The organism is Bradyrhizobium guangxiense, from assembly GCF_004114915.1.
Lineage (GTDB): Bacteria > Pseudomonadota > Alphaproteobacteria > Rhizobiales > Xanthobacteraceae > Bradyrhizobium > Bradyrhizobium guangxiense.
This window is the reverse complement of record NZ_CP022219.1, coordinates 3,014,384-3,034,071: the sequence shown is the minus strand read 5'-3', so window position 1 is coordinate 3,034,071 and position 19,688 is coordinate 3,014,384. Positions and strand designations below refer to the sequence as shown.

The following is a 19,688-nucleotide window of genomic DNA, read 5'->3' as shown; positions in this document are numbered from 1 at the left end:
GGAGAGCATCAAAGACCCAGCAGGCCGAAGATGACAGGAATGAGGAAAAAGGCGGCGGCCCCGAGCAGGAGGCCGACGAAAATCCGTACAGTGCGGCCGTGAATCTTGGTATCGAGCCACGCACAGATGGCCATCGCAGCCTGTCTCAGCCAGCTGCCAACGAGGGCTCTGACGAGATCGAACAGGAGTTCTGCAAGGAATGCGGCCATGGCGTTTGGTCGGCGCGAGCGCTGGCGGGGTTCAAGTGCCATATCGCATCGAAGGACCGACCATGGCCGCAAAAGCAGCGCGCGGGGGCTCGGCGCAGGGCGTAGGATGGGTAGAGCGAAGCGAAACCCATCGATTGGCCTTGTTGCGCGACGAAACATGATGGGTTTCGCAAGTGCTCTACCCATCCCACGAGCTAACCCAGATTGCCTTGGGCTTCCTGATCTGCATTCATTAACTTGGCTTTGGTCTTCCAACGCAAAACAGTGGCTTGAATGAAAACCGCACTTGTCTTCGGCGCCACCGGCTTCATCGGCTCGCATTTGCTGCGCGACCTGTTGGACAGTCCCGACTATTCGCGGGTGGTGGCGGTGGCACGCAAGCCGCTGGCGGTGAGCCATCCGAAGCTCACGGTGTTGATCGGGGATCTCGCGTCCCTGCCCGCACTCAGGCCGCAATTGGTCGCGGACGAGATCTTCATCGCGCTCGGGACGACGCGCAAGCACACGCCCGACGAGGCCGAGTACTACAAGATCGATCATGATTATCCGCTGCTCGCGGCCAAGATCGCCAAAGCGAACGGCGCGCAATCGGTGTTTCTGGTCACGGCCGTCGGCGCCAACGCCGCGTCCAGCGTGTTCTATCTCAGGACCAAGGGCGAAGTGGAACGCGACATTCTCGCGCTCAATTTCGAGCACACGCATATTTTCCGGCCGTCGATGATCCTCGGCGCGCGCGAGGAGGACCGCCCGCGTGAACGCCTCATCATCGCGGTCTGGGGCGTGCTCAATCCGCTGCTCGTTGGCCCGGCCGACCGGTATCGCGGCCTCACCGGGAACGACATCGCGCACGCCATCGCCAAAGCCGCGCGGCATCAAACGGAGAAGATGAGAATCTATCATTGGAGGGAGATGGCGGCACTGCTTCGAACGTGATGCGGTTCGTAGGATGGGTAGAGCGAAGCGAAACCCATCGCTTCTCAATCGCCACTCTCCAGCGCCAGCAACGTCAGCCAGTTCACCGAGACCGAAAAAATTGCAGTATCGTTCTTTAACCGACATCTGCAGGCGGCGTAGCATCCGCCGTCCTCTTCGATCGACTTCATCGGCAAGGGCGAAGGGCGAGCGCGGTTGAAAGCTTGCGCCGCTGGACTGCACCTCCCGAATAACCCAAGATAGTTGCAGTGTCGGTGCACCGGATCGTCCGGGGACAGGGCGAGCTGCGTGCACCGCAGTAAAATCAAAAAAGCGGCAGGGAAGAACGATGCAGGGAAAGAGAAATCGGGCGCTTGATGGTGCCATGGCTTGCCTGGCTCCAGTCGCAGCGATCATGGTCATTGCGATCTCGCCGGCAAGCGCCGACAATTCAGCCAACATACTGCCCGCGCTCAAATGCGCTGACCTGACCGGCTGGAAGATGCCGGGATCGACGGCAACAGTCACCAAGGCCGAAATGGTGCCGGAGGCGCCACCGGGAACCGTGCAGCCGTCGCCGCCGGCGCCGGCCACGATATCGGTCGCGCTGCCGCCGAACTGCCGCGCGGATGGCGTGATCGATCAGCGCGTGGGGGTCGAGGGCAAGTCCTACGCGATCGGCTTTGCCGTTGCCCTGCCCGATCGCTGGAACGGCCGGTTCTTGTTTCAGGGCGGCGGCGGTTTGAACGGCTCGATCCGGCCGCCGCTGGGTTATCAGGCGGCCGGCGAGGTGCCAGCGTTGGCGCGCGGCTTTGCCGTGGTCTCGACCGATAGCGGTCATCAGGGCGCGGTGTTCGATGCCTCGTTCCTGAAGGACCAGGAAGCCGCGCTCAACTTCGCCAATGCATCCGTCGGCAAGGTGACGATCGCCGCCAAGGCGATCGTCGCGCATTACTATGGCCAGCCCGCAAAGCGTTCCTATTTCACGGGGTGCTCGACCGGGGGCCGCGAAGGCATGCTGGCCTCGGCGCGCTATCCCGAACAATTCGACGGCATCGTCGCCGGCGCACCCGCGATGCGCACCGGCAATTCCAATATCGGCCTCGCCTGGGCCAACGCTGCCTTCAGCCAGATCGCGCCGAAAGATGCGTCCGGTAAGCCGGAGCCCGCCAAGACTTTTTCCGCGGGCGAGCGCAAGCTGATCACGAACGCGATCCTCAATGCGTGCGACGCCAAGGACGGCGTCAAGGATGGCCTGATCTTCGACGGCAAGGCCTGTCAATTCGATCCCGCGGTGCTCACCTGCAACGGCGATAAGTCGGATTCCTGCCTGGCGCCGCCGCAGGTCGATGCCCTGAAAAAAGCTTTTGCCGGTCCGAAGAATTCACGCGGCACGCAGGTCTACCCGTCGTTCCCGTGGGACAGCGGCGTGGCAGCCGAAGGCGTTGCCATTCCCGGCATCCTGACCACTGGCGCGCGCAGTCCGGTCGGACCGCCTGTTTGGGAAAGCATCAACGTCGATCAACTCGAAGACCGGGTCAATGCGAGCGGGATGGATCGCCTCACCAACACCGCCTACTGGACCAACCTTTCGAGCTACTTCGGCCGTGGCGGCAAGATGCTGTTTTACCACGGTGTCAGCGATCCCTGGTTCTCGGCGTTCGACACCGTGAATTACTACGAGCGCATGGCGGCGGATTCCGGCGGCATGGAATTGGTGCGGGAAAAATCGAGCCGGGCCTTCCTGGTGCCCGGCATGGGTCACTGCTCGAGCGGCGCCGCGCTCGATCGTTTCGATCTCCTCAGCGCGGTCGTGGACTGGGTGGAAGACGGCAAGGCGCCCGATCTGGTGGTCGCGACGGGACCAGCCTTTCCCGGCCGCAGTCGGCCGCTTTGCGCCTATCCGCAACATGCGCACTACAAGGGCCAAGGCGATCCGGAGAGCGCGGCGAGCTTTGAGTGCAAGTAGGGGGTGTGCGCGGTGCGTAGGATGGGTTGAGCCCCTTGCGAAACCCATCTCTTCTCGATCGCCGCCCTCCGTAAGTCCGACATAACCCGTCCGCAACGTCAGCTTCCGCTGCGCCAGATTGGCGATGAAGAAGCCTCCAATGCGATCTCAACGTCATCGCTCCCTCACCTCAGGAACGAGTGCGACAGTCCGCGGGCATGCCGCGAGTAAGCAACAAGAGCGATGGGTTTCGCAAGAGCTCAACCCATCCTACGGGCTACGGCCGCGCTTAGCTCGGCTTGAGGACGCGCCCAGCAAGAAGCAGAAGCCCAAGAACCAGGATTTGCCTCTCCACGCGAGGGCGTGAACTTAGACGTGGGTGAAAATAGGCGCAGGAAGGTCTCGCCGCAGCGGCCACAGGAACGAGTTCGACAAGCCGGAATTCAGTGAGAAGCGGTGCCGCCATGCTTCCCCGCATATCGGCACTGAAGGCCCGTGGCGGCGCCGCTGCAGGGCTTTTCTTCAGGAGATCGACATGAGTGATCGCACAGGCAATGAACCCGCACCTTTGTTACTTTTCGGTGTGGCGGTTCTCCCCGTCATCGCGGTGCTAGCTTGGTTCGCGTTCTGAACATCACGCGCGACATTGCCAATTCGGGTTAAGCAAGCAGAGCACGCCGCTCGGCGAACTATTGGATGGCGATGGAATCGAGCCGCATGAGATCTCTTGAGGCCAGGAAAACCTCACGCAGTTGAGAGCGCTAGGACATAAGGCGGCACGCAATTGTCGCGCACCCCCTGCACGGTGACGGATTTTGCTGCTATTTGTTGCGCCGTCGTGCCGAAACGGGCGGAAATTCCTACAAGGCTCTGAGGAAGGAAAAGACACATGCGATACCTCCACACCATGCTGCGCGTGCGCAATCTCGATGTCGCGCTCAAGTTCTACCAGGATGCGCTGGGCTTGAAGGAGGTGCGGCGGATCGAGAACGACAAGGGGCGCTTCACGCTGGTGTTCCTGTGCTCGGCGGACGATCTCGAGGGCTTGAAGAAGCAGCCGCCGACGCGCGGGGCGCCGCTGGTCGAGCTCACCTATAATTGGGACGAGGAGAAGTACGGCGAGGATCGCTTCTTCGGCCATCTCGCCTATGAGGTCGACGACATCTACGCCACCTGCGAGAAGCTGATGAAGGCGGGCGTCACCATCAACCGTCCGCCGCGCGACGGCAACATGGCCTTCGTCCGCTCGCCGGACCTGCACTCGATCGAGCTGCTGCAGAAGGGCGATCCGAAGCCGCCGCAGGAGCCCTGGGCATCGATGCCCAACACCGGCCATTGGTAGGCTCCAGCGCTGGAACAAGCCCTCCCCGCCTGCGTTCACCCTCCGACAATGCGATTGGAGGAGGAAACAATGGGACGTGGAATTCTGCTGTGGCTGCTCGGCGTGCCGATCCCGGTGATCATTCTGTTGTGGCTGTTCTTCGGCCGCTGAGCGACAGGTTCGACTTTGCAAGGAAAGCTCCGCCCCGTGCGGAGCTTTTTGCATGAGGGACGCGCCGCAATCACACATCGCGCGTTTCGGCAAATTCCGCTATCACCCGCGAGAAGCGACAACGCCGCGGGGAGACGCCTGATGCCTGACACCAAGCTGACAATCTGGGGCCGCGCCAATTCGGTCAACGTGCAGAAAGTGCTGTGGTGCCTCACCGAGCTCGGCCTCGCTTACGAGCGCATCGACGCCGGCATGAGCTACGGCAGAACGCGCGAGGCCGAGTATCTGGCGATGAATCCCAATGCGCGGATCCCGACCCTGGTCGAGGGCGATTTCGTGCTGTGGGAGTCAAACTCGATTCTGCGCTATCTCTGCCTCGCCCATGGCCGCGGCACGCCGATCTATCCCGAGGCGCCGAAGCAGCGCGCCTCGGTCGACCGCTGGCTCGACTGGACGCTGTCGACGGTGCAGCCGGTCGACCGTCCGGTGTTCTGGGGCATCGTGCGCACGGCGCCCGCCGAGCGCGATATGATTCAGGTGCAGCGCGATGCCGACGCCGCCGCAGAGGTCTGGGCGATCGCCGACCGCCTGCTCTCCTCGCGCCGCTTCATGGAGGGCGATGCGTTCACGCTCGCCGACATCGCGGTCGGCTCCTATGCGCGGCGCTGGCTCGGCGTCGAGGGCATCAGCCGGCCGGCGCAGCCGCATCTGACGCGCTGGCTCGCCGAGCTCGGCAAGCGGCCCGGATTTGCGCAATATGTCGCACCGCCGATGTCGTGAGCCGGCGGCGCCGCGTTAGTCTGCGGTGAGAGCACGAGGAATTCGCGTTTTGGCGCAAGCCTCCGGCGTCAACTTTTTGACTTGACGCTACGGTGCATGGGGTTGTTTTCGCGTTTTTGTTCTTAACGCCAGCCGCGCTCGATCAGCAGCACGCAGATGATCAGCACCAGCGTCACCACAGCTGTCGCCAGCCGCGCCGTCCAGCTGAGGCCGCGGCCGACCCACCACAACAGCGCGCAATACATCAAGACGGGAACGATGAGGTCGAGGCGCAGCAGATCCGGCGGCATCGGGCTTCAGCGCCGGACGGTGGTGTCGATGCCGATCGAGCCGCCGATCTTCACGCAGGTCCCGGTGCCCTCGACCATGACGAAGCGCGGGCCGTAGCTGGCACAGGAGCCCGCCCGTGCCTTGCCGGCCGCGCCCTTCAGCGGCACGGCCGTGCTCGCCTGGGGCCGTTCGGCAGGCGGCAGACGCAGCGCCTCCGCCGCGGCGGCGGATGTGGCGAGCAACGGGATCACGATGAGCAGCTTCGTAGGCATGGCCGCGTTCTAGCCCGAAACAGGCGCAGCGCGCCATCGGAGGCCGGTGCGCCTGCGATCAGATGAACTTGATGCCGGCCGATTTGCCGCGGCGCCACACCACCTGGCAGCTCCGCCCGGTGCGCGCATCGCGCGCGAAGGCGAGCCGGATCACGCCCGGGAGCTGGCTCGCGTCCTCATCCATCGTGATCTTGGCGCCGGAGTCCGAGATGTCCTGGACCAGGCAATGCCGCGCGGCGAAGCCGCCGTCGAGCGTGATCCAGGCGTGCTGCGACAGCAGCTTGCGGGCTGCGCGGTTTTTCGGCAGTGGCATTGGCGAGAGATCTCCCGCTCCAGCGCTATCCAGGGAACCCTAAGAAACCGTTGAAATCGTATCCTGATCATCCCCCGGTCGGCGCTGTCCACCGGGGCCAAAAGACCGCTCCCGAACGGCTTGCCCGGAGGCAGAAAGGCCACTATACGTTCGCCCGCTGCAAGCCGCCGGGCCCTGTTCGGCCTGCCAGTGGCCGTGCCGGCAAAACGGCAGGGCCCTGCGTTTGCTCCCTTCGTCTATCGGTTAGGACGCCACCCTTTCACGGTGGAGAGAGCGGTTCGATTCCGCTAGGGAGCGCCAGTGCGCGCGCGACGGCCACATTGAGCCACCGCAGCACCCCGCGGCATTAGCCCCGCGGCCGCATGAACCTCCCCGCCGCCTGGCACCGACTAATGTCAGTTGGAACCGGTCCAGGCCCATGGCACAGCCTCACCCCGAGATTGCAGCTTCGTCCGGCGCGTCCGCGGTGGCGCCGGGGCTCCCGCAATGGCTCAGCCGTCCCCGCTCGCATCCATCGGATCGGCGCGCCAAGATGCTGGAGCATATGGCACGCACGAGATCGCTTCCGCAGCGCCGGGCCGATCGTGCGCCGGCCACGCCTGTGCCGTCAAACGGGAGCGCCCAGGATCTAATCGGCGATGCCATCGGCCACGCGATCCTGTTCGGCATCATCGCCCTACTCTTCCAGTCGCGCATTCCTCTCTATCTCGGCGCGTTCATCTTCCTGACCGATGGCGGGCGCATTGAAAGCGCACTGGCAAGGATCGGTATCCGCCTCGAGCCCGCAACGATCGGCGAAGACATCGTCAAGCGCTCCGCATTCTGGTTCGGATGGTTCGCGTTCCTCGCCGCCGTGAAAGGCTCTGCCGCCGCCTGGCTCGCGCCGTGGTTGCCTCCGGGAGAGCCATGGTCTTTCCTCGCCTGCATCGCCCTGCTGCTCGCCGTCGTCGAGGCGCTCACGGCGCTGGCGATGCGGCGCGCATTGCCGCACTTGGGAGTCGAGATCAGCCCGAACGGCGTGGCATGGACGACGATCCAGTTGGCCATGGCCATCGGCGCGCCGGCCTTGCTGGTGCTGCTCGGATTTCATTAAGAGATTGCGTCGCGCGGTTGCGCCCACCGCTCCCTCAATGACGACGTTGTGAGTCGGCCCTGCAGTGAAACGGGACTTTATGCCGCGCTTTTCGCGGCGCGATCGACGTGAGCATTAACCGGAAATTTACCCCTGCTTTTGAGCGGCAGTATCATTTGCTTAGAAGTTGACCGCTACCGTGAAACTACGGAAGCGATCCCCGAACATCATTGGCACCTCATGTCCGTCGCAGAGTTCCTCAGGCAGCGTGCAGTGGACGTCACCGTGAACGGCAGCTACTCGCTGTCGCGCTGGTACGATTGCGAGGGCAAGCTGCGCAGCTTTGCCTGCCGCACCAAGCGCGTCTCGCCCTTCCGCATGATCGTGGACGTTCCCGTTGTCGGCAAGGTCGGAGAGCGCCTGACCTCCTACTTCCAGGATTTCGGCGAATTCCAGTGCACCATCAGCGCGACGCTGAAATCAGGCTTCCTCATGGAGCTCGACATGACGCGGGCGCGGCGCGCCTGGATGTCGGAAAAGCTCACCTGGCTCGAAAAGAAGCAGAAGGACGACAGCATCAAGGAATTGCGGCGCGACGCGCGTTTCGTCCCGCAGGTCGCGCACACCGTCCTGACGCTCGCCGACGGCAGCATCCATCCCTGCTTCATCATCGACGTCTCCACGGCCGGGGTCGCGATATCCTGCGAGTACGACCCACCGGTGGGAACGGCGCTTGCCGTCGGCGCCTGCGTCGGGCGGGTCATCCGCAAATTCGACCACGGCTTTGCGGTCAGATTCGCCGAAAAGCAGTCCCGGGACGACCTCGTCCGCCTCGTTGTTCGCTCGCCGCTGCAGCAGTCGGCCTGAGCCGGACCGGGCGACCCAACTCTTTCCTAACTCACGCTGCACGTGACGCTCCCTGCAGGGCCGCCCGCGCGTTCCGGCCGCCTTGCCTCCGCATCGCTGCCCTATCGCGGCCCCATTGCGGGATCAGCTTTTGTCGGTCCGAGCCTCACGCCGGACGTCATTTGCGGACTTGCGATCGGGAGACCGGATGGCAGTCAACAAGATCACCTGGGACAGAGTCGGCCGGGTCACCGAGCCCGGACGCTACATGTACACGTTCGGCTGGCTCACCATCACCGCCGGCGATCTGGAGATCTGGAAGCTTTACCCCCAGGCCGCCTTCACGCTGCTGGCGCAACCGGCCGAGCCCGACGCGTCCCCTGGCGAGGAATTCCACCTCGGCGCCTTCGACGTCGCCCCCGACGCGCCGCCGCCGTTCACCACCCACTGACGGCGGAAGGCGCCGGCCGTTGCGGGAACGCATGGCATGGCCGTTGCTTTATCATCGCCATGATGCATATCCCCGCCGCCGATCAAACCTTCCTGCTGTTGCTCATCGTGTTCTGTCTCGGCACGTGCCTGGTCCGCGTCTTCTGGGAGCTAGAGCAGGTGCGCACGCGCCGGGTCGTGCCGCCGCCCCGTGGGCGCACAACGAAGCGCGATTAGCTGGCCGGTCCCGCACACGCGGCCCTGGGGGAAGCCGTCCAGCCTTTTCGCCAGAACATGTCGAGGCAGCTGCGCACTGAATCGAGAAAATCTGCGCATTGCCTTGATCTGACTTGCCAATCGCATCCAAAGCTCGACCCGCGAGACCGTTGCCATGGATGACGAACAGGCCCTGTCATGTCGTTGATTACACTTGTACTCTACAGCTCCCTGGGCGACGGCAGACGAATGGAAGTTGTCGCCCTCGTTCAGCCGGCCGATAGCGAGCGCATGACACATGGTCGCATCGGTGAATGTGGATAAGCGGACCAAGGGAACCTATTTTCGGCGCCGATGTACCTGATTGAAGCGTTGCCCACCGTCATCGGAACTGCCGCCGTCGCCCCGGCGCTGCTGATGCTGTGGCTCGTCATCGCCGCTGAAGAGCGCCCAGGCCCGCCCACCCAGGTCTGGACCGCGTTCCTGTTAGGAGCGGCCAGCATCTCCCTGCTCGGCCTTGCCCGGGCCCCCTTTGCCAAGATGGTCGCCGCCCCAGACGATCCCTGGGCAGCGCTGGCCATGCATTCGATCTTCGGCGTCGCGCTGCCCGAGGAAGCGGTCAAGGTCGTCGCCATCGTTCTGGTCTCCTCGACCAAGCGGCGGACCTTTGCCAATCCGATGGACACCGTGGTCTACGGCGCCGCGGTCGGCCTTGGCTTCGCCGCTTACGAGAACCTGGCCTATCTGGTTCAGCATGCCGAGATGTGGCGCTCGCTGGCCGCGTTGCGCAGCGTGTTGACCGTGCCGTTCCACGGTGCGCTCGGCATCATCGCGGGCGCCTACCTGACGATCGCGCGCGCCGGCACCGCGCTCGGCGCGAACCGCCACCACCGCGACTGGGCCCGGCTCTCCAGTCGCCTCCTGATGCTGGCCGGCCCGCTCGCGCTGCATTCGGCCTTCGATTTCCCCCTGCTCACCCTCCAGCGCATGCCGGACCTCGATCCGACACTGCGGATCTGGCTCGGCGCGGCGAGCCTCTTGATCGGATTCAGCTCGATCGCCTTCGCGGTCCGCCTGGTCCGGCGCGTCGCCCGCCACCATGCCCCCCGGACCGATGTCGCGCGCGAGCGGCTCAGCCAGCTCCGCCGGATGTGGGCGCTGCTGCTTGCCGGCGGCGGCCTCGGCTTTATCGGGCTCGCCTTCGTGCTGACCTCGATCCATCACTGGCTCATCGACCCCGAGCGCAATCTGACGCTGGCTCTGATCCCGATCGGCTTCGTCTCGATCCTGCTCGGCCTTGCGCTTCTGATTGTCACAACGGCCATCTACATTCTCGGCCGCAACCGCATCCGCACCAGCGCGGAGGGGTTTTCCTCCGCGCCCGGCGGCGGGTAAGCCTCGCAAGATGGCGAGCGCGGCGCGCGTGGACTAGATTGAGCGCTGACCTTTCGGATCTGGAGCCTGCCGATGACATCGCCCGAGGATTTTTCACGTCTGCAATCCGTCATGAACCAGACGGTCAAGGCGCATTGGAAGGCCTTCCTGTTCGAAGGCATCCTGCTTGCCGTGCTCGGCGTCGCCGCCCTGATCCTGCCGCCGCTCGCGAGCCTTGCGATCGCGATCTTCCTCGGCTGGATGTTCCTGATCAGTGGCATCGGCGGGGTGATCGTGACTTATTGGGCGCGCAGCACGCCCGGCTTCTGGTGGTCGCTGATCTCGGCGGCGCTCGCCGTGCTTGCCGGCATGCTGCTGCTGGCCCGGCCGATGCAGGCCGTGCTGACGCTCACCATCGTGCTTGGCGCCTACTTCCTCGCCGAGGGCGTCGCCACCATCATGTACGCGCTGGAGCACCGCCGCGAGTTGAGCAGCCGCTGGTCGTGGCTGCTGATCTCGGGCCTCGTCGACATCGCGATCTCGTTCATGGTGATCACGGGCCTGCCGAGCTCGGCGGAATGGGCGATCGGCATCCTCGTCGGTATCAACCTGCTGTTCGGCGGCGCCAGCCTGATCGGCATGGCGCTGGCGGCGCGCAACAGCAACACCTGACCCGCCTCGTCGCCCGCGGCGCCGATCGGGGGGTGACAAGGTGCCATTGGCGCGCTATATGGCCTGCCATGATCACCGTCGCCACCAGCTATTTTTGGTACTTTAGCTACGACAGCTCGCTGGCGGCAGGAGGATCGCGCTCAATCTGAAATATTGCAGCAAACGTCCGAACAAGCCGCCAGACCTGGCGGCTTTTTTGTTGGCCGGCAGGATCTCAAAACGACAGGAGCCCGCCGTGCTGAGCACGACCGACGATCTTCGCATCCGCGAACTGAAAGAACTGAGCACCCCGGAAGAGGTGATGCGGGAGGTCCCGCGCACGCTCACCGCCACCCGCGTGGTGATGGCCGCGCGCAACGCCATCCATGCCATCCTGAACAGTCAGGACGACCGCCTTCTGGTCGTGGTCGGTCCCTGCTCTGTGCACGATCCCAGGGCCGCGCTCGATTACGCCGAGCGCCTCGCAAAGCTGCGTGAGGATCTCGCCGACCAGCTCGAGATCGTGATGCGGGTCTATTTCGAGAAGCCGCGCACCACGGTCGGCTGGAAGGGCCTGATCAACGATCCCGATCTCGACGGCAGCTTCGACATCAACAAGGGTCTGCGGCTGGCGCGCAACGTGCTGTCGGCGGTGAACAATCTCGGCCTGCCCGCCGGCACCGAATTCCTCGACATGACGACGCCGCAATACATCGCCGACCTCGTGTCCTGGGCCGCGATCGGCGCGCGCACGACCGAAAGCCAGATCCACCGCGAGCTGGCTTCTGGGCTGTCGTGTCCCGTCGGCTTCAAGAACGGGACCGACGGCAATGTTCGCATTGCCGCCGATGCGGTGAAATCAGCCTCGCATCCGCATCATTTCATGGCCGTCACAAAGCTCGGCCGCTCGGCGATCGCCTCGACCGCCGGCAACGAGGACTGCCACATCATCCTGCGCGGCGGAGCTGAGCCGAACTATGACGCGGCAAGCGTCGTGGCCGCCTGCAACGAGCTGGCCAAATCCGGCGTCGCGCCGCTCTTGATGGTCGATGCGAGCCACGCCAATTCGAGCAAGAAGCCGGAGAACCAGCCGCAGGTCGCGGCCGACATCGCCGGCCAGATCGCCGGCGGCGAGAACCGCATCATGGGCGTGATGATCGAGAGCAATCTCGTCGCCGGCCGCCAGGACGTCGTGCCTGGCAAGCCGCTCGCCTACGGCCAGAGCATCACCGATGGCTGCATCGATTGGGCGACTACGGCAACCGTGCTCGAGCAGCTCGCCGACGCAGTCGAGGTCCGCCGCAACACCCGCCGCGCCGGACTGCACGAGCGGTCGGCCTAGGAGATGGCGCGGCGAAGTGTCAGTGTCTTGCTCGGTACCTCTCCCCGTCGGGGAGAGGTACGCTGATCAGCAGCCGCGGCAGATGCTCTTGATCTTCTTGTCGAGAGCCTGGTTTTCCTTGCTCAGTGGATCGTTCGGATCGGTCAAATTCTTCTCGTTCGGCACGTCCGAGACGCGCGGCTGGCGATGACCGACCGGCGCCGGCGGCACCGATCCCGAGGTTGCGCCACTCGACGGCGATCCCTTGGCACCGGTCTGCGCGATCCCCGGGCCGCCGAGCAAGACCACGAGCGATGCGGCCAGCATGATCTTCTTCATCTCAGTCCTCCATTCTCAAACCGACGCGTCTCACCGCTCAAGTCTCAGGCGGATAGAGATGAACGTCGCCGCAATAATCGACGATACGATAGCTCGTTTTCGTTTCCGCTTCACGTGCACCGGCTGCGGTATTTTGCTCCGCCAACACATAGTTGGGCCCCACTGGCGATTTGCCCGCGCCACCGGGAAGATCGATGACATAGTCCGGCTGACACAGCCCTGACACCCGTCCGCGCAACTGTCGCATCAACTCCTGCCCTTCCGCCAGCGTCGTCCGCAGATGCGCAGTGCCCGGCGCGAGATCGCCGTGATGCAGATAGTAGGGCTTGATCCGGCATTCGACGAAAGCTCGCATCAAATCCGACAGAGCGGCGATGTTGTCGTTGATCCCGCGCAAGAGCACGGACTGGCTCACCAGCGGGATTCCGGAATCGGCGAGCCGCGCGCAGGCGGCGCGCGCCGGCCCGGTCAATTCGCGCGCGTGGTTGGAATGCACGGCGACCCAGGTGGTCGCGCCCTCGACCTTGAGCGCTGCAACCAACCCGTCGCTGATACGCGCGGGCTCGGCCACGGGTACGCGGGTGTGAAGCCGGATGATCTTGACGTGATCGATGGCGGCAAGGTCGGCCATGATCTCACCTAGCCGCCGCGGCGACAGCATCAGGGGATCGCCACCGGTCAGGATCACCTCCCAGATCTCGCGATGCGATCGGATGTAATCAATCGCCGCACGATAGGCATCCTCCGACAGCGCGTTCTCCTTGCCGGGCCCGACCATCTCGCGGCGGAAGCAGAAGCGGCAATAGACTGCGCAAACGTGAACCAGCTTGAACAGAACGCGATCGGGATAGCGGTGCACGATACCCTGCACCGGAGAGTGCGGATGGTCGCCGATCGGATCGGGGCGCTCTCCCGGCTGCATCTCCAGCTCCGCGGCCGTCGGAACGAACTGACGGGCGATGGGATCGTCGGGGTCGGACGTGTCGATCAGTTCTACCAGCGCCGGCGTGATCGCGACCGCATAGCGTGCGGCAACACGTTCGAGCGCGGGCAACGCCGAAGCCGGCGCCAGGCCCTCGGTCACGAGCTCGGCCGGCTCGCGCAATGTCCGTGCAAGACTGGTTTTCGTCATCTCTCGCTTAAGGTCTCACTTGCAGGCGGTGTCCACACCACCTGGTCAATCCGCGATGCGCCGCTTGCCAGCATCACCAGCCGGTCGAAGCCGAGCGCAACGCCGCTCGCCTCCGGCATTGCCGCAACGGCGGCCAGAAAGTCCTCGTCCAGCGGATAGGCCTCTCCGTAGCGGCGCTGCTTCTCCGTCATCGATTCCGTGAAGCGTTTGCGCTGCTCCTCGGCATCGGTCAGTTCCCCGAAGCCGTTGGCGAGCTCGACGCCGCAGGCATAGACCTCGAAGCGTTCGGCAACCCTGGGATCCCCAGTCTTCACCCGTGCCAGGGCCGCCTCTGGAGATGGGTATTCGAACAGAACGGTCAAACGCCCCTGCCCCAGATGCGGCTCGACATGCTCGACCAGGAGCTTGCTGAAGATGTCGGACCAAGTATCGTCCTCGGCCACGCGGACCTTGCCGCCGGCGGCCCCGGCGAGCGCGGCACGGTTACCCTCGCCGCCCGAGATTGTCGACAGCAGATCGATGCCGGCGAACCGCTCGAAGGCGCCCGCGACCGTCAGGAGTTCGGGCTCGGCGAAGGGATCGGCGGTCCGGCCACGGAAGGAGAAGGTCCCGATGCCGGTCGCATGCGCCGCACGGGCGATGACGACGACGCAATCGGCCATGATCGCGTCATAGGGGGCGCCTGCCCGGTACCATTCCAGCATGGTGAATTCGGGCAGATGCAGGTCGCCGCGTTCCCGGTCCCGAAACACCCGGGCGAACTCGAAAATCCGCGTCTCCCCTGCCGCCAGCAGCTTCTTGCAGGCGAATTCCGGCGAAGTCCGCAAGTAACGGCTGGCGCGGCTGCCGTCGGGCCGCATGATCTCGGTCCGGGGGGCGTGCAGATGGGTTTCATTGCCGGGCGAGACCTGGAGAATCGAGGTTTCGACCTCCACAAACCCATGTTCGGCGAAAAAGCCCCGCAAAGCTCCGGTCACGGCGCCCCTGGCCTGCAGGAACGGCCGCCGGTCGAGGTGCCGCGAGGGCGACCAGAACGGTGAGATGGGCTTGTCCCCAGCCATTAACCGACCGCCCTGTGCCTCAGCAAAACGCTGGCATCCACCGGCAAAATCAGTATGTTGCGGCCCGAAACGGGCGCCGAGGTCCGATTTGAGGCCCCAAGTCCCCCATCAATTTGACCACGTCCTGGCCGGTGCCGGGCCAAGCAAGCAGGAAATAAAGCTTTGAGAGTCATCGCCAGTTCTATTCGCAAGGGCAACGTGATCGAGCAAGACGGCAAGCTTTATGTCGTCGTGAGCGCCGAGAACATCCATCCCGGCAAGGGCACCCCGGTCAGCCAGATCGAAATGCGCCGAATCTCGGACGGGGTAAAGATCTCCGAACGCTACAAGACCACCGACCAGGTCGAAAAGGCCACGATCGAAGAGCGCAACTACACCTACCTTTATGAGGATGGCGACGGCTACCACTTCATGAACCCGGAGACCTACGATCAGGTCCAGGTCTCCAAGGACGTGGTCGGCGACGCCGCTGCCTATCTCCAGGAAAGCATGACGGTCAAGCTGTCCATGCACGATACCAACCCGGTGTCGATCGCGCTGCCGCAGCGCGTGACACTGGAAGTGGTCGAGACCGAGCCGGTGACCAAGGGCCAGACCGCCTCCTCCTCCTACAAGCCCGCGGTGCTCTCCAACGGTGTGCGCACCACGGTGCCGCCGCACATCACGGTCGGCACCCGCATTGTGGTGATGACCGAAGACGGCTCCTACTCCGAGCGCGCCAAGGACTGACGGGGAACAGGGCAGTCGCAGCAGGTGGCGCCAGGGGGCGAGACAGTGGTTGGGAAAAGTTTCCGCTTCGTCTCGCAACTTCTGGCGTCGCTTTCGCTCTTCATTGCCTCCCCGCTCGCGGCGGATGAATTCCGCAGCCCCTCGCTCACGGCGCTGCGCGTCGACTGGCGCGCAGCGCTCGACCAGGTCCGCGCCGAGATCAACAGCCGCCCCCGGATCGCGGAGGATTTCATCTTCGCGCCTCGCCGTTCGGTGCTGCGCTACGATCCGCGCGCGACGCCCGCACTGGTGCAGCTCAACGCAGTCTCCTCGCGATTTTTCACCGGCATCACACGCAGTTCCGTGCCCGTGCTGCTGCCGTTCGACGCTGCCGCCTACCTCGAAGCGCAGCGCAGCGGCGCGCCGGCGACGCTCACGCTCTCGCGCTACCAGGCGGACTTCAACCCGGTCGACATGTTCGATGCCGGCCCCGCCGGCTACAGCGCGACCTTCTCGCTCGAGCCCGGCGCCGGCGACGGCATGCCGGGCCGGGTATTCGCAAGGCCGGTCGAAGTGCAGATCACGGGCTCGGCGCTGGTCTACGACATCGCCGATCCCGCGGGCGGCAAGGGCGAGCCGGTCAAGTCGCTCGCGACGACCTACCCGGACCTGCGCAGGTTCATCCGGGAAGGCTATGTCCGCTACGCCTTCACCCGTTTCGGCGTCGCCTATGTGGTGTCGATCCAGTGTCTCGACAGCGTCGCCAAGCCGCGCCGGCTCGCCTGCAAGGAAGCCTATCCCGTCGCCGAGCGCTTCCTGAAGGCCCTACGTGTCGCCGGCGGCCAGCGCATGCGGCCATTGACGGACATTGCCGCCAACGTCCTCGATCGGCCGGCGGACCGTTCACCGGATTTCAGCTACCGACCGAGCGGCGACATCATCCCGAACACCGGTTACCGCAAGCAGGCCGGCCATCCCGACATGATGGCTTATGCCCAGATCCGCTTTCCCCTCGATAAGGCGCCCGCCTTCGTGCGCTCGCAATCCTACGGCAGGCGCGACAGGAACGAAGGTCCGACCGCCTATCCATGGCGCGACAATTTCTGCGAGTCCCGCAGCTTCGCGGTTTGGCAATGTGGCGGTGGTTACGGCCACCAGGGCGAGGACATCCGCGCCGCCGACTGCCCGCCGCCAGGTGAAGGCCACGAGCCCTGCGATCCCAAGCAGCGCGGCGTCGTCGCCGTGCGTGATGCCATCGTGATCCGCGGAGCCAGGGACCAGGCGGCGACGCTCCAGGTCAATAGCCGTATCGAGCACATCCGTTTCCGCTACATGCACATGAATCCGCACGCGATGAACGCAGATGGCGTGCTCAATGGCCGTCTCGTCACCGAGGGCGAAAAGATCGGCGTTATCTCGAACTATCTCGACCATCCCGCCGGAACATCGCTGCATCTGCATTTCGATGTGCAGGTCTTCACACGCGACGGGTGGATCTGGGTCAGCCCCTACGTCACCCTGGTCTCCGCCTATGAACGCCTGATCCGCGCCCGCGGCCGCGAGATCGGGCCGGAGATTGCGGTCACGGCACAGCCGGTCGCTCATGCCTTGCCGGAGGACGTGAACAAGCCGGACCTGCGCGAGGGATCGAGCGGCGAGGAGAACTAAGGACGTCCTCGTTCCAATGCCAGCTGGCGCAAGAACATGCTGTCGCCCGTGCCGCCGGCTCGAACGAAGAAGGAATAGGTTTGATGAGCGTCGGACTGATCGGTCTTCTCGACGACATCGCGGCGATTGCAAAGATGGCAGCAGCCTCGCTCGACGATGTGGCTGGCCAGGCCGCCAAAGCGGGCACAAAGGCAGCTGGCGTGGTCATCGACGATGCAGCCGTCACGCCGAACTACGTCATTGGCTTTGCCTCCAAGCGCGAGCTGCCGATCGTCGGCAAGATCGCGGCCGGATCGCTGCGCAACAAATTGCTGATCCTGCTGCCGATCGCCCTGTTGCTTGGTTATTTCCTTCCCGCCGCGGTCACGCCGCTGCTCATGCTGGGCGGCGCCTTTCTCTGCTATGAGGGGGCCGAGAAGGTGCTCGAAGCGGTGATGCCTCATCATGCGCACGACCACGAAGCTCAACTCGAACCGATCGCGTTGAATGCCGGATCGGTCGAGGACGAGAAGGTCGCGAGCGCCATCAAGACGGATTTCATCCTGTCGGCGGAGATCATGGCGATCACGCTGGCTGCCATCCCGGCCGGCAGCATCTGGACGCAGGCACTGGTGCTGGCGCTGGTCGGCTTTGGTATCACAGTCGGGGTCTACGGCGTGGTGGCCCTGATCGTGAAGGCGGATGATGTCGGCATGGCCTTTGCGCGCTACGACGGCGGCTCGGTCATTGGCGGGGCGATCCGCCTGCTCGGACGCGCGCTCGTCCGCGGCATGCCCACCTTCTTGTCGGTGCTGAGCACCATCGGCACCGCTGCCATGATCTGGGTCGGCGGCGGCATCATTCTGCACGGCATCGAAAAATACGGCCCGCCGATGATCGGCCGCATGGTCCATGCCGCAACCGAGTCTGCCGCGCACGCAATTCCGTCCGTAGCCGGCATCATTGAATGGTCGGTCGAGGCAGCCATTTCAGGCGTGCTTGGACTGCTTGTCGGCGCACTTGCGATTCCGGCAGTCGAATACGGTCTCGCACCGGCATGGAAGCGGCTGAGACGATCGCGGCAGGCCTGAAGGCTACCGATCATTCAAGGAACGTCGTCAGTTGCGCGCCCTCGTCCGCGACGAAGACCGCGATCAATTCGGCCGGCTCTGTCGCGCTCGCATTGGCCGACACCAGATGGGTCGAGCCTGGCGGCTCGAAGAAGGATTGGCCGACGCCGAATGTCTCGACTGGGCCGCCGCCGAGCTGAGAGCGGATCTCGCCCTTGGTGATGTAGGCGGTCACCGAGCCTGCGTGACGATGCGGCCGCGAGAACCCGCCGGGACCGTAGGACACGCGCACGATGGTGACGCGCTTGCCCGGGACGTTGGGCAGTGCGTAGGAGCCGATCGGCTCGACCTTGTCGAGCGACGAGCCATCCGCAGCGGAGGCGCAGAGCGGCGCCAGTGCGCCCGAGACGGCGTCCATCGTGACCGGGAGCGTCTTGCCGATCGCCAGCGCGCAGGCCAGCCCTGCGATGACCGCAAACGCCGTCGAACGTGACAGCGCCGGATGCGGCACTGCAGACAAACTCATGGCTGTCATCGTGACCTCCTCGCGCGCCGATCAGGATGCCGCAGCGTTCGCGGTCACCGGCCGCGGCGCCGGCGTCCAGCGGAATGCGGCACCAAAACGGTTCCAGACATTGATCGAGGCGACCGCCGAGGTCAGGTACATCAGCTCGGTCTCGGAGAATTCGCGGACGGCTTCGGCGTAAACCTCCTCGCCGATGCCGTCCGGCAGGAGGGTCAGCGCCTCGGCCCAGGCCAGCGCGGCGCGCTCGCGCGGTGAAAAGATCGGCGCCTCGCGCCAGACCGCGACCAAATTGAGCTTGTCCACGGGCACGCCGATGCGTTCGGAGAGGAGAATGTGATGCTGCACACAGAAGGCGCAGCCATTGATCTGCGAGGCGCGCAGCTTGACGAGCTCGAGAAGTTGCTTGTCGAGGCCGGCCTTGGCCGCAAGCTGGCCCAGCGCAAGCACCACGTCATACGCATCGGGGGCGATCCGCTTGAAATCCTCGTATTCGCTGCGGGCGTGTGACATTGCCGTTCACCTCGTCTTATTGTAAGAGTACTTATATCTTATAAGAGCACTTACATGATGCGCAAGTCCGACAACATCACGAGATCGAAAACGGTGCGGAAGCCGCCGGCGGCAGCCGAGGATGGTGCCGTTCGCGTGCCCGCCCCCGGCGAAGGCAAGCGCGGCGAGCAAGGCTATCTCGGTTATCTGCTGCGGCAGGCTCATGCCGCGGTCCGGCTGACGATGGAACGAACACTCGCCGATCTCGGCGTGACGTCGCCGCAATTCGCCGTGCTGACGATGCTGAATGCCTATCCGGGCCTGTCCGGCGCAGACGTCGCCCGTCTCACCTTCCTCACCCCGCAGACCGTCGGCGTCATCATCCGCAATCTCGAACGTGACGGCGCGATCGTGATGACGCCCCATCCCATTCACGGTCGCATCCAGCAATGGACCCTGACGCCGCGCGGCGCGACGCTCCTGAAGGCGTGCCGGGAACGGGTGATCGCGCTCGAGAAGCGCCTCGCGCGGGGGCTGGACAGCAAGACAGAAACCGCGATCCGGCGTTGGCTCGCCGGAATCGCGGCTGATCTACAGGAGGATTGACCGAC

23 protein-coding genes, 1 tRNA gene and 1 pseudogene are annotated in these 19,688 nt (G+C 64.6%); 16 read left to right on the top strand and 9 right to left on the bottom strand.

Going from position 1 to position 19,688, the window contains the following annotated elements; all coding sequences use genetic code 11:
* Positions 1 to 8: 8 nt before the first annotated feature.
* Positions 9 to 209, bottom strand: coding sequence for a hypothetical protein (locus X268_RS14300; RefSeq protein ID WP_128925552.1), 201 nt, complete (start codon positions 207 to 209; stop codon positions 9 to 11).
* 273 nt (positions 210 to 482) lie between these two features.
* On the opposite strand from X268_RS14300, the gene X268_RS14295 reads away from it, so the two are divergent.
* From X268_RS14295 to X268_RS14280, 5 genes and pseudogenes are all read left to right on the top strand, one after another.
* Positions 483 to 1,142: an oxidoreductase gene (locus tag X268_RS14295; protein WP_128925551.1), complete on the top strand. Its 660-nt coding sequence runs from the start codon at positions 483 to 485 to the stop codon at positions 1,140 to 1,142.
* Between the two features lie 328 nt (positions 1,143 to 1,470).
* Positions 1,471 to 2,544, top strand: a pseudogene (locus X268_RS14290) (tannase/feruloyl esterase family alpha/beta hydrolase); the annotation flags it as partial.
* A gap of 6 nt (positions 2,545 to 2,550) precedes the next feature.
* Positions 2,551 to 3,090 (top strand): tannase/feruloyl esterase family alpha/beta hydrolase, encoded by a 540-nt coding sequence (locus X268_RS40855; RefSeq protein ID WP_488232313.1) that lies wholly within the window; start codon positions 2,551 to 2,553, stop codon positions 3,088 to 3,090.
* Positions 3,091 to 3,958: 868 nt separating this feature from the next.
* The gene (locus tag X268_RS14285; RefSeq protein WP_128925549.1) at positions 3,959 to 4,411 is read left to right on the top strand and encodes a VOC family protein; all 453 of its coding nucleotides are present in this window, start codon (positions 3,959 to 3,961) and stop codon (positions 4,409 to 4,411) included.
* Positions 4,412 to 4,702: 291 nt separating this feature from the next.
* Positions 4,703 to 5,341, top strand: coding sequence for a glutathione S-transferase family protein (locus tag X268_RS14280; protein WP_128925548.1), 639 nt, complete (start codon positions 4,703 to 4,705; stop codon positions 5,339 to 5,341).
* A gap of 122 nt (positions 5,342 to 5,463) precedes the next feature.
* Here the strand turns inward: X268_RS14280 and X268_RS14275 are convergent, their stop codons facing one another.
* From X268_RS14275 to X268_RS14265, 3 genes are read right to left on the bottom strand one after another with little or no spacing between them, the layout of a single operon-like run.
* Positions 5,464 to 5,631 (bottom strand): hypothetical protein, encoded by a 168-nt coding sequence (locus X268_RS14275; protein WP_128925547.1) that lies wholly within the window; start codon positions 5,629 to 5,631, stop codon positions 5,464 to 5,466.
* A 6-nt stretch (positions 5,632 to 5,637) separates the two neighbouring features.
* Positions 5,638 to 5,883 carry a hypothetical protein gene (locus X268_RS14270; RefSeq protein ID WP_128925546.1) on the bottom strand — a complete coding sequence of 82 codons (246 nt, stop codon included), beginning with the start codon at positions 5,881 to 5,883 and terminating at the stop codon, positions 5,638 to 5,640.
* 58 nt (positions 5,884 to 5,941) lie between these two features.
* Positions 5,942 to 6,196: a PilZ domain-containing protein gene (locus X268_RS14265; protein ID WP_128925545.1), complete on the bottom strand. Its 255-nt coding sequence runs from the start codon at positions 6,194 to 6,196 to the stop codon at positions 5,942 to 5,944.
* A gap of 225 nt (positions 6,197 to 6,421) precedes the next feature.
* Between X268_RS14265 and X268_RS14260 the strand changes: the two genes are divergently transcribed.
* The 7 genes from X268_RS14260 to X268_RS14230 all read left to right on the top strand — a co-directional run bounded on the left by X268_RS14260 (position 6,422) and on the right by X268_RS14230 (position 12,126).
* Positions 6,422 to 6,496, top strand: a tRNA-Glu gene (locus X268_RS14260).
* A 232-nt stretch (positions 6,497 to 6,728) separates the two neighbouring features.
* A complete protein-coding gene (locus X268_RS14255) occupies positions 6,729 to 7,289 on the top strand; it encodes a hypothetical protein (protein ID WP_245477883.1) in 561 nt (186 codons plus the stop codon).
* Between the two features lie 219 nt (positions 7,290 to 7,508).
* Positions 7,509 to 8,135: a PilZ domain-containing protein gene (locus X268_RS14250; RefSeq protein WP_128925544.1), complete on the top strand. Its 627-nt coding sequence runs from the start codon at positions 7,509 to 7,511 to the stop codon at positions 8,133 to 8,135.
* A 187-nt stretch (positions 8,136 to 8,322) separates the two neighbouring features.
* The gene (locus X268_RS39390) at positions 8,323 to 8,565 is read left to right on the top strand and encodes a hypothetical protein (protein ID WP_164937718.1); all 243 of its coding nucleotides are present in this window, start codon (positions 8,323 to 8,325) and stop codon (positions 8,563 to 8,565) included.
* A 548-nt stretch (positions 8,566 to 9,113) separates the two neighbouring features.
* Complete coding sequence (locus X268_RS14240) at positions 9,114 to 10,154, top strand: PrsW family intramembrane metalloprotease (protein WP_128925543.1); 1,041 nt, start codon at positions 9,114 to 9,116, stop codon at positions 10,152 to 10,154.
* Between the two features lie 72 nt (positions 10,155 to 10,226).
* On the top strand, positions 10,227 to 10,805 hold the full coding sequence (locus tag X268_RS14235; RefSeq protein WP_128925542.1) for an HdeD family acid-resistance protein: 579 nt from the start codon (positions 10,227 to 10,229) through the stop codon (positions 10,803 to 10,805).
* A 235-nt stretch (positions 10,806 to 11,040) separates the two neighbouring features.
* A complete protein-coding gene (locus X268_RS14230) occupies positions 11,041 to 12,126 on the top strand; it encodes a 3-deoxy-7-phosphoheptulonate synthase (RefSeq protein WP_128925541.1) in 1,086 nt (361 codons plus the stop codon).
* Between the two features lie 66 nt (positions 12,127 to 12,192).
* On the opposite strand, the gene X268_RS14225 is transcribed toward X268_RS14230, so the two are convergent.
* From X268_RS14225 to epmA, 3 genes are read right to left on the bottom strand one after another with little or no spacing between them, the layout of a single operon-like run.
* Positions 12,193 to 12,444 (bottom strand): hypothetical protein, encoded by a 252-nt coding sequence (locus X268_RS14225; RefSeq protein WP_128925540.1) that lies wholly within the window; start codon positions 12,442 to 12,444, stop codon positions 12,193 to 12,195.
* A 37-nt stretch (positions 12,445 to 12,481) separates the two neighbouring features.
* A complete protein-coding gene (locus X268_RS14220; protein WP_128925539.1) occupies positions 12,482 to 13,576 on the bottom strand; it encodes a lysine-2,3-aminomutase-like protein in 1,095 nt (364 codons plus the stop codon).
* Entirely contained in the window at positions 13,573 to 14,637 is a 1,065-nt protein-coding gene (epmA, locus tag X268_RS14215; RefSeq protein WP_128925538.1) for an EF-P lysine aminoacylase EpmA, read from the bottom strand. Before epmA ends, X268_RS14220 begins: the two co-directional genes overlap by 4 nt.
* 162 nt (positions 14,638 to 14,799) lie before the next feature.
* Between epmA and efp the strand changes: the two genes are divergently transcribed.
* From efp to X268_RS14200, 3 genes are all read left to right on the top strand, one after another.
* On the top strand, positions 14,800 to 15,366 hold the full coding sequence (gene efp / locus X268_RS14210) for an elongation factor P (protein ID WP_128925537.1): 567 nt from the start codon (positions 14,800 to 14,802) through the stop codon (positions 15,364 to 15,366).
* 24 nt (positions 15,367 to 15,390) lie between these two features.
* Positions 15,391 to 17,013 (top strand): M23 family metallopeptidase, encoded by a 1,623-nt coding sequence (locus X268_RS14205; RefSeq protein WP_128925536.1) that lies wholly within the window; start codon positions 15,391 to 15,393, stop codon positions 17,011 to 17,013.
* An 83-nt stretch (positions 17,014 to 17,096) separates the two neighbouring features.
* Positions 17,097 to 18,083, top strand: coding sequence for a DUF808 domain-containing protein (locus X268_RS14200; protein WP_128925535.1), 987 nt, complete (start codon positions 17,097 to 17,099; stop codon positions 18,081 to 18,083).
* A 10-nt stretch (positions 18,084 to 18,093) separates the two neighbouring features.
* Here the strand turns inward: X268_RS14200 and X268_RS14195 are convergent, their stop codons facing one another.
* Both X268_RS14195 and X268_RS14190 read right to left on the bottom strand, forming a co-directional pair.
* Complete coding sequence (locus X268_RS14195; RefSeq protein ID WP_128925534.1) at positions 18,094 to 18,597, bottom strand: cupin domain-containing protein; 504 nt, start codon at positions 18,595 to 18,597, stop codon at positions 18,094 to 18,096.
* Positions 18,598 to 18,618: 21 nt separating this feature from the next.
* The gene (locus tag X268_RS14190; RefSeq protein WP_128925533.1) at positions 18,619 to 19,098 is read right to left on the bottom strand and encodes a carboxymuconolactone decarboxylase family protein; all 480 of its coding nucleotides are present in this window, start codon (positions 19,096 to 19,098) and stop codon (positions 18,619 to 18,621) included.
* 54 nt (positions 19,099 to 19,152) lie between these two features.
* Here X268_RS14190 and X268_RS14185 point away from each other — a divergent pair, with 54 nt between their 5' ends.
* On the top strand, positions 19,153 to 19,683 hold the full coding sequence (locus X268_RS14185) for a MarR family winged helix-turn-helix transcriptional regulator (RefSeq protein ID WP_128925532.1): 531 nt from the start codon (positions 19,153 to 19,155) through the stop codon (positions 19,681 to 19,683).
* Positions 19,684 to 19,688: the final 5 nt, after the last annotated feature.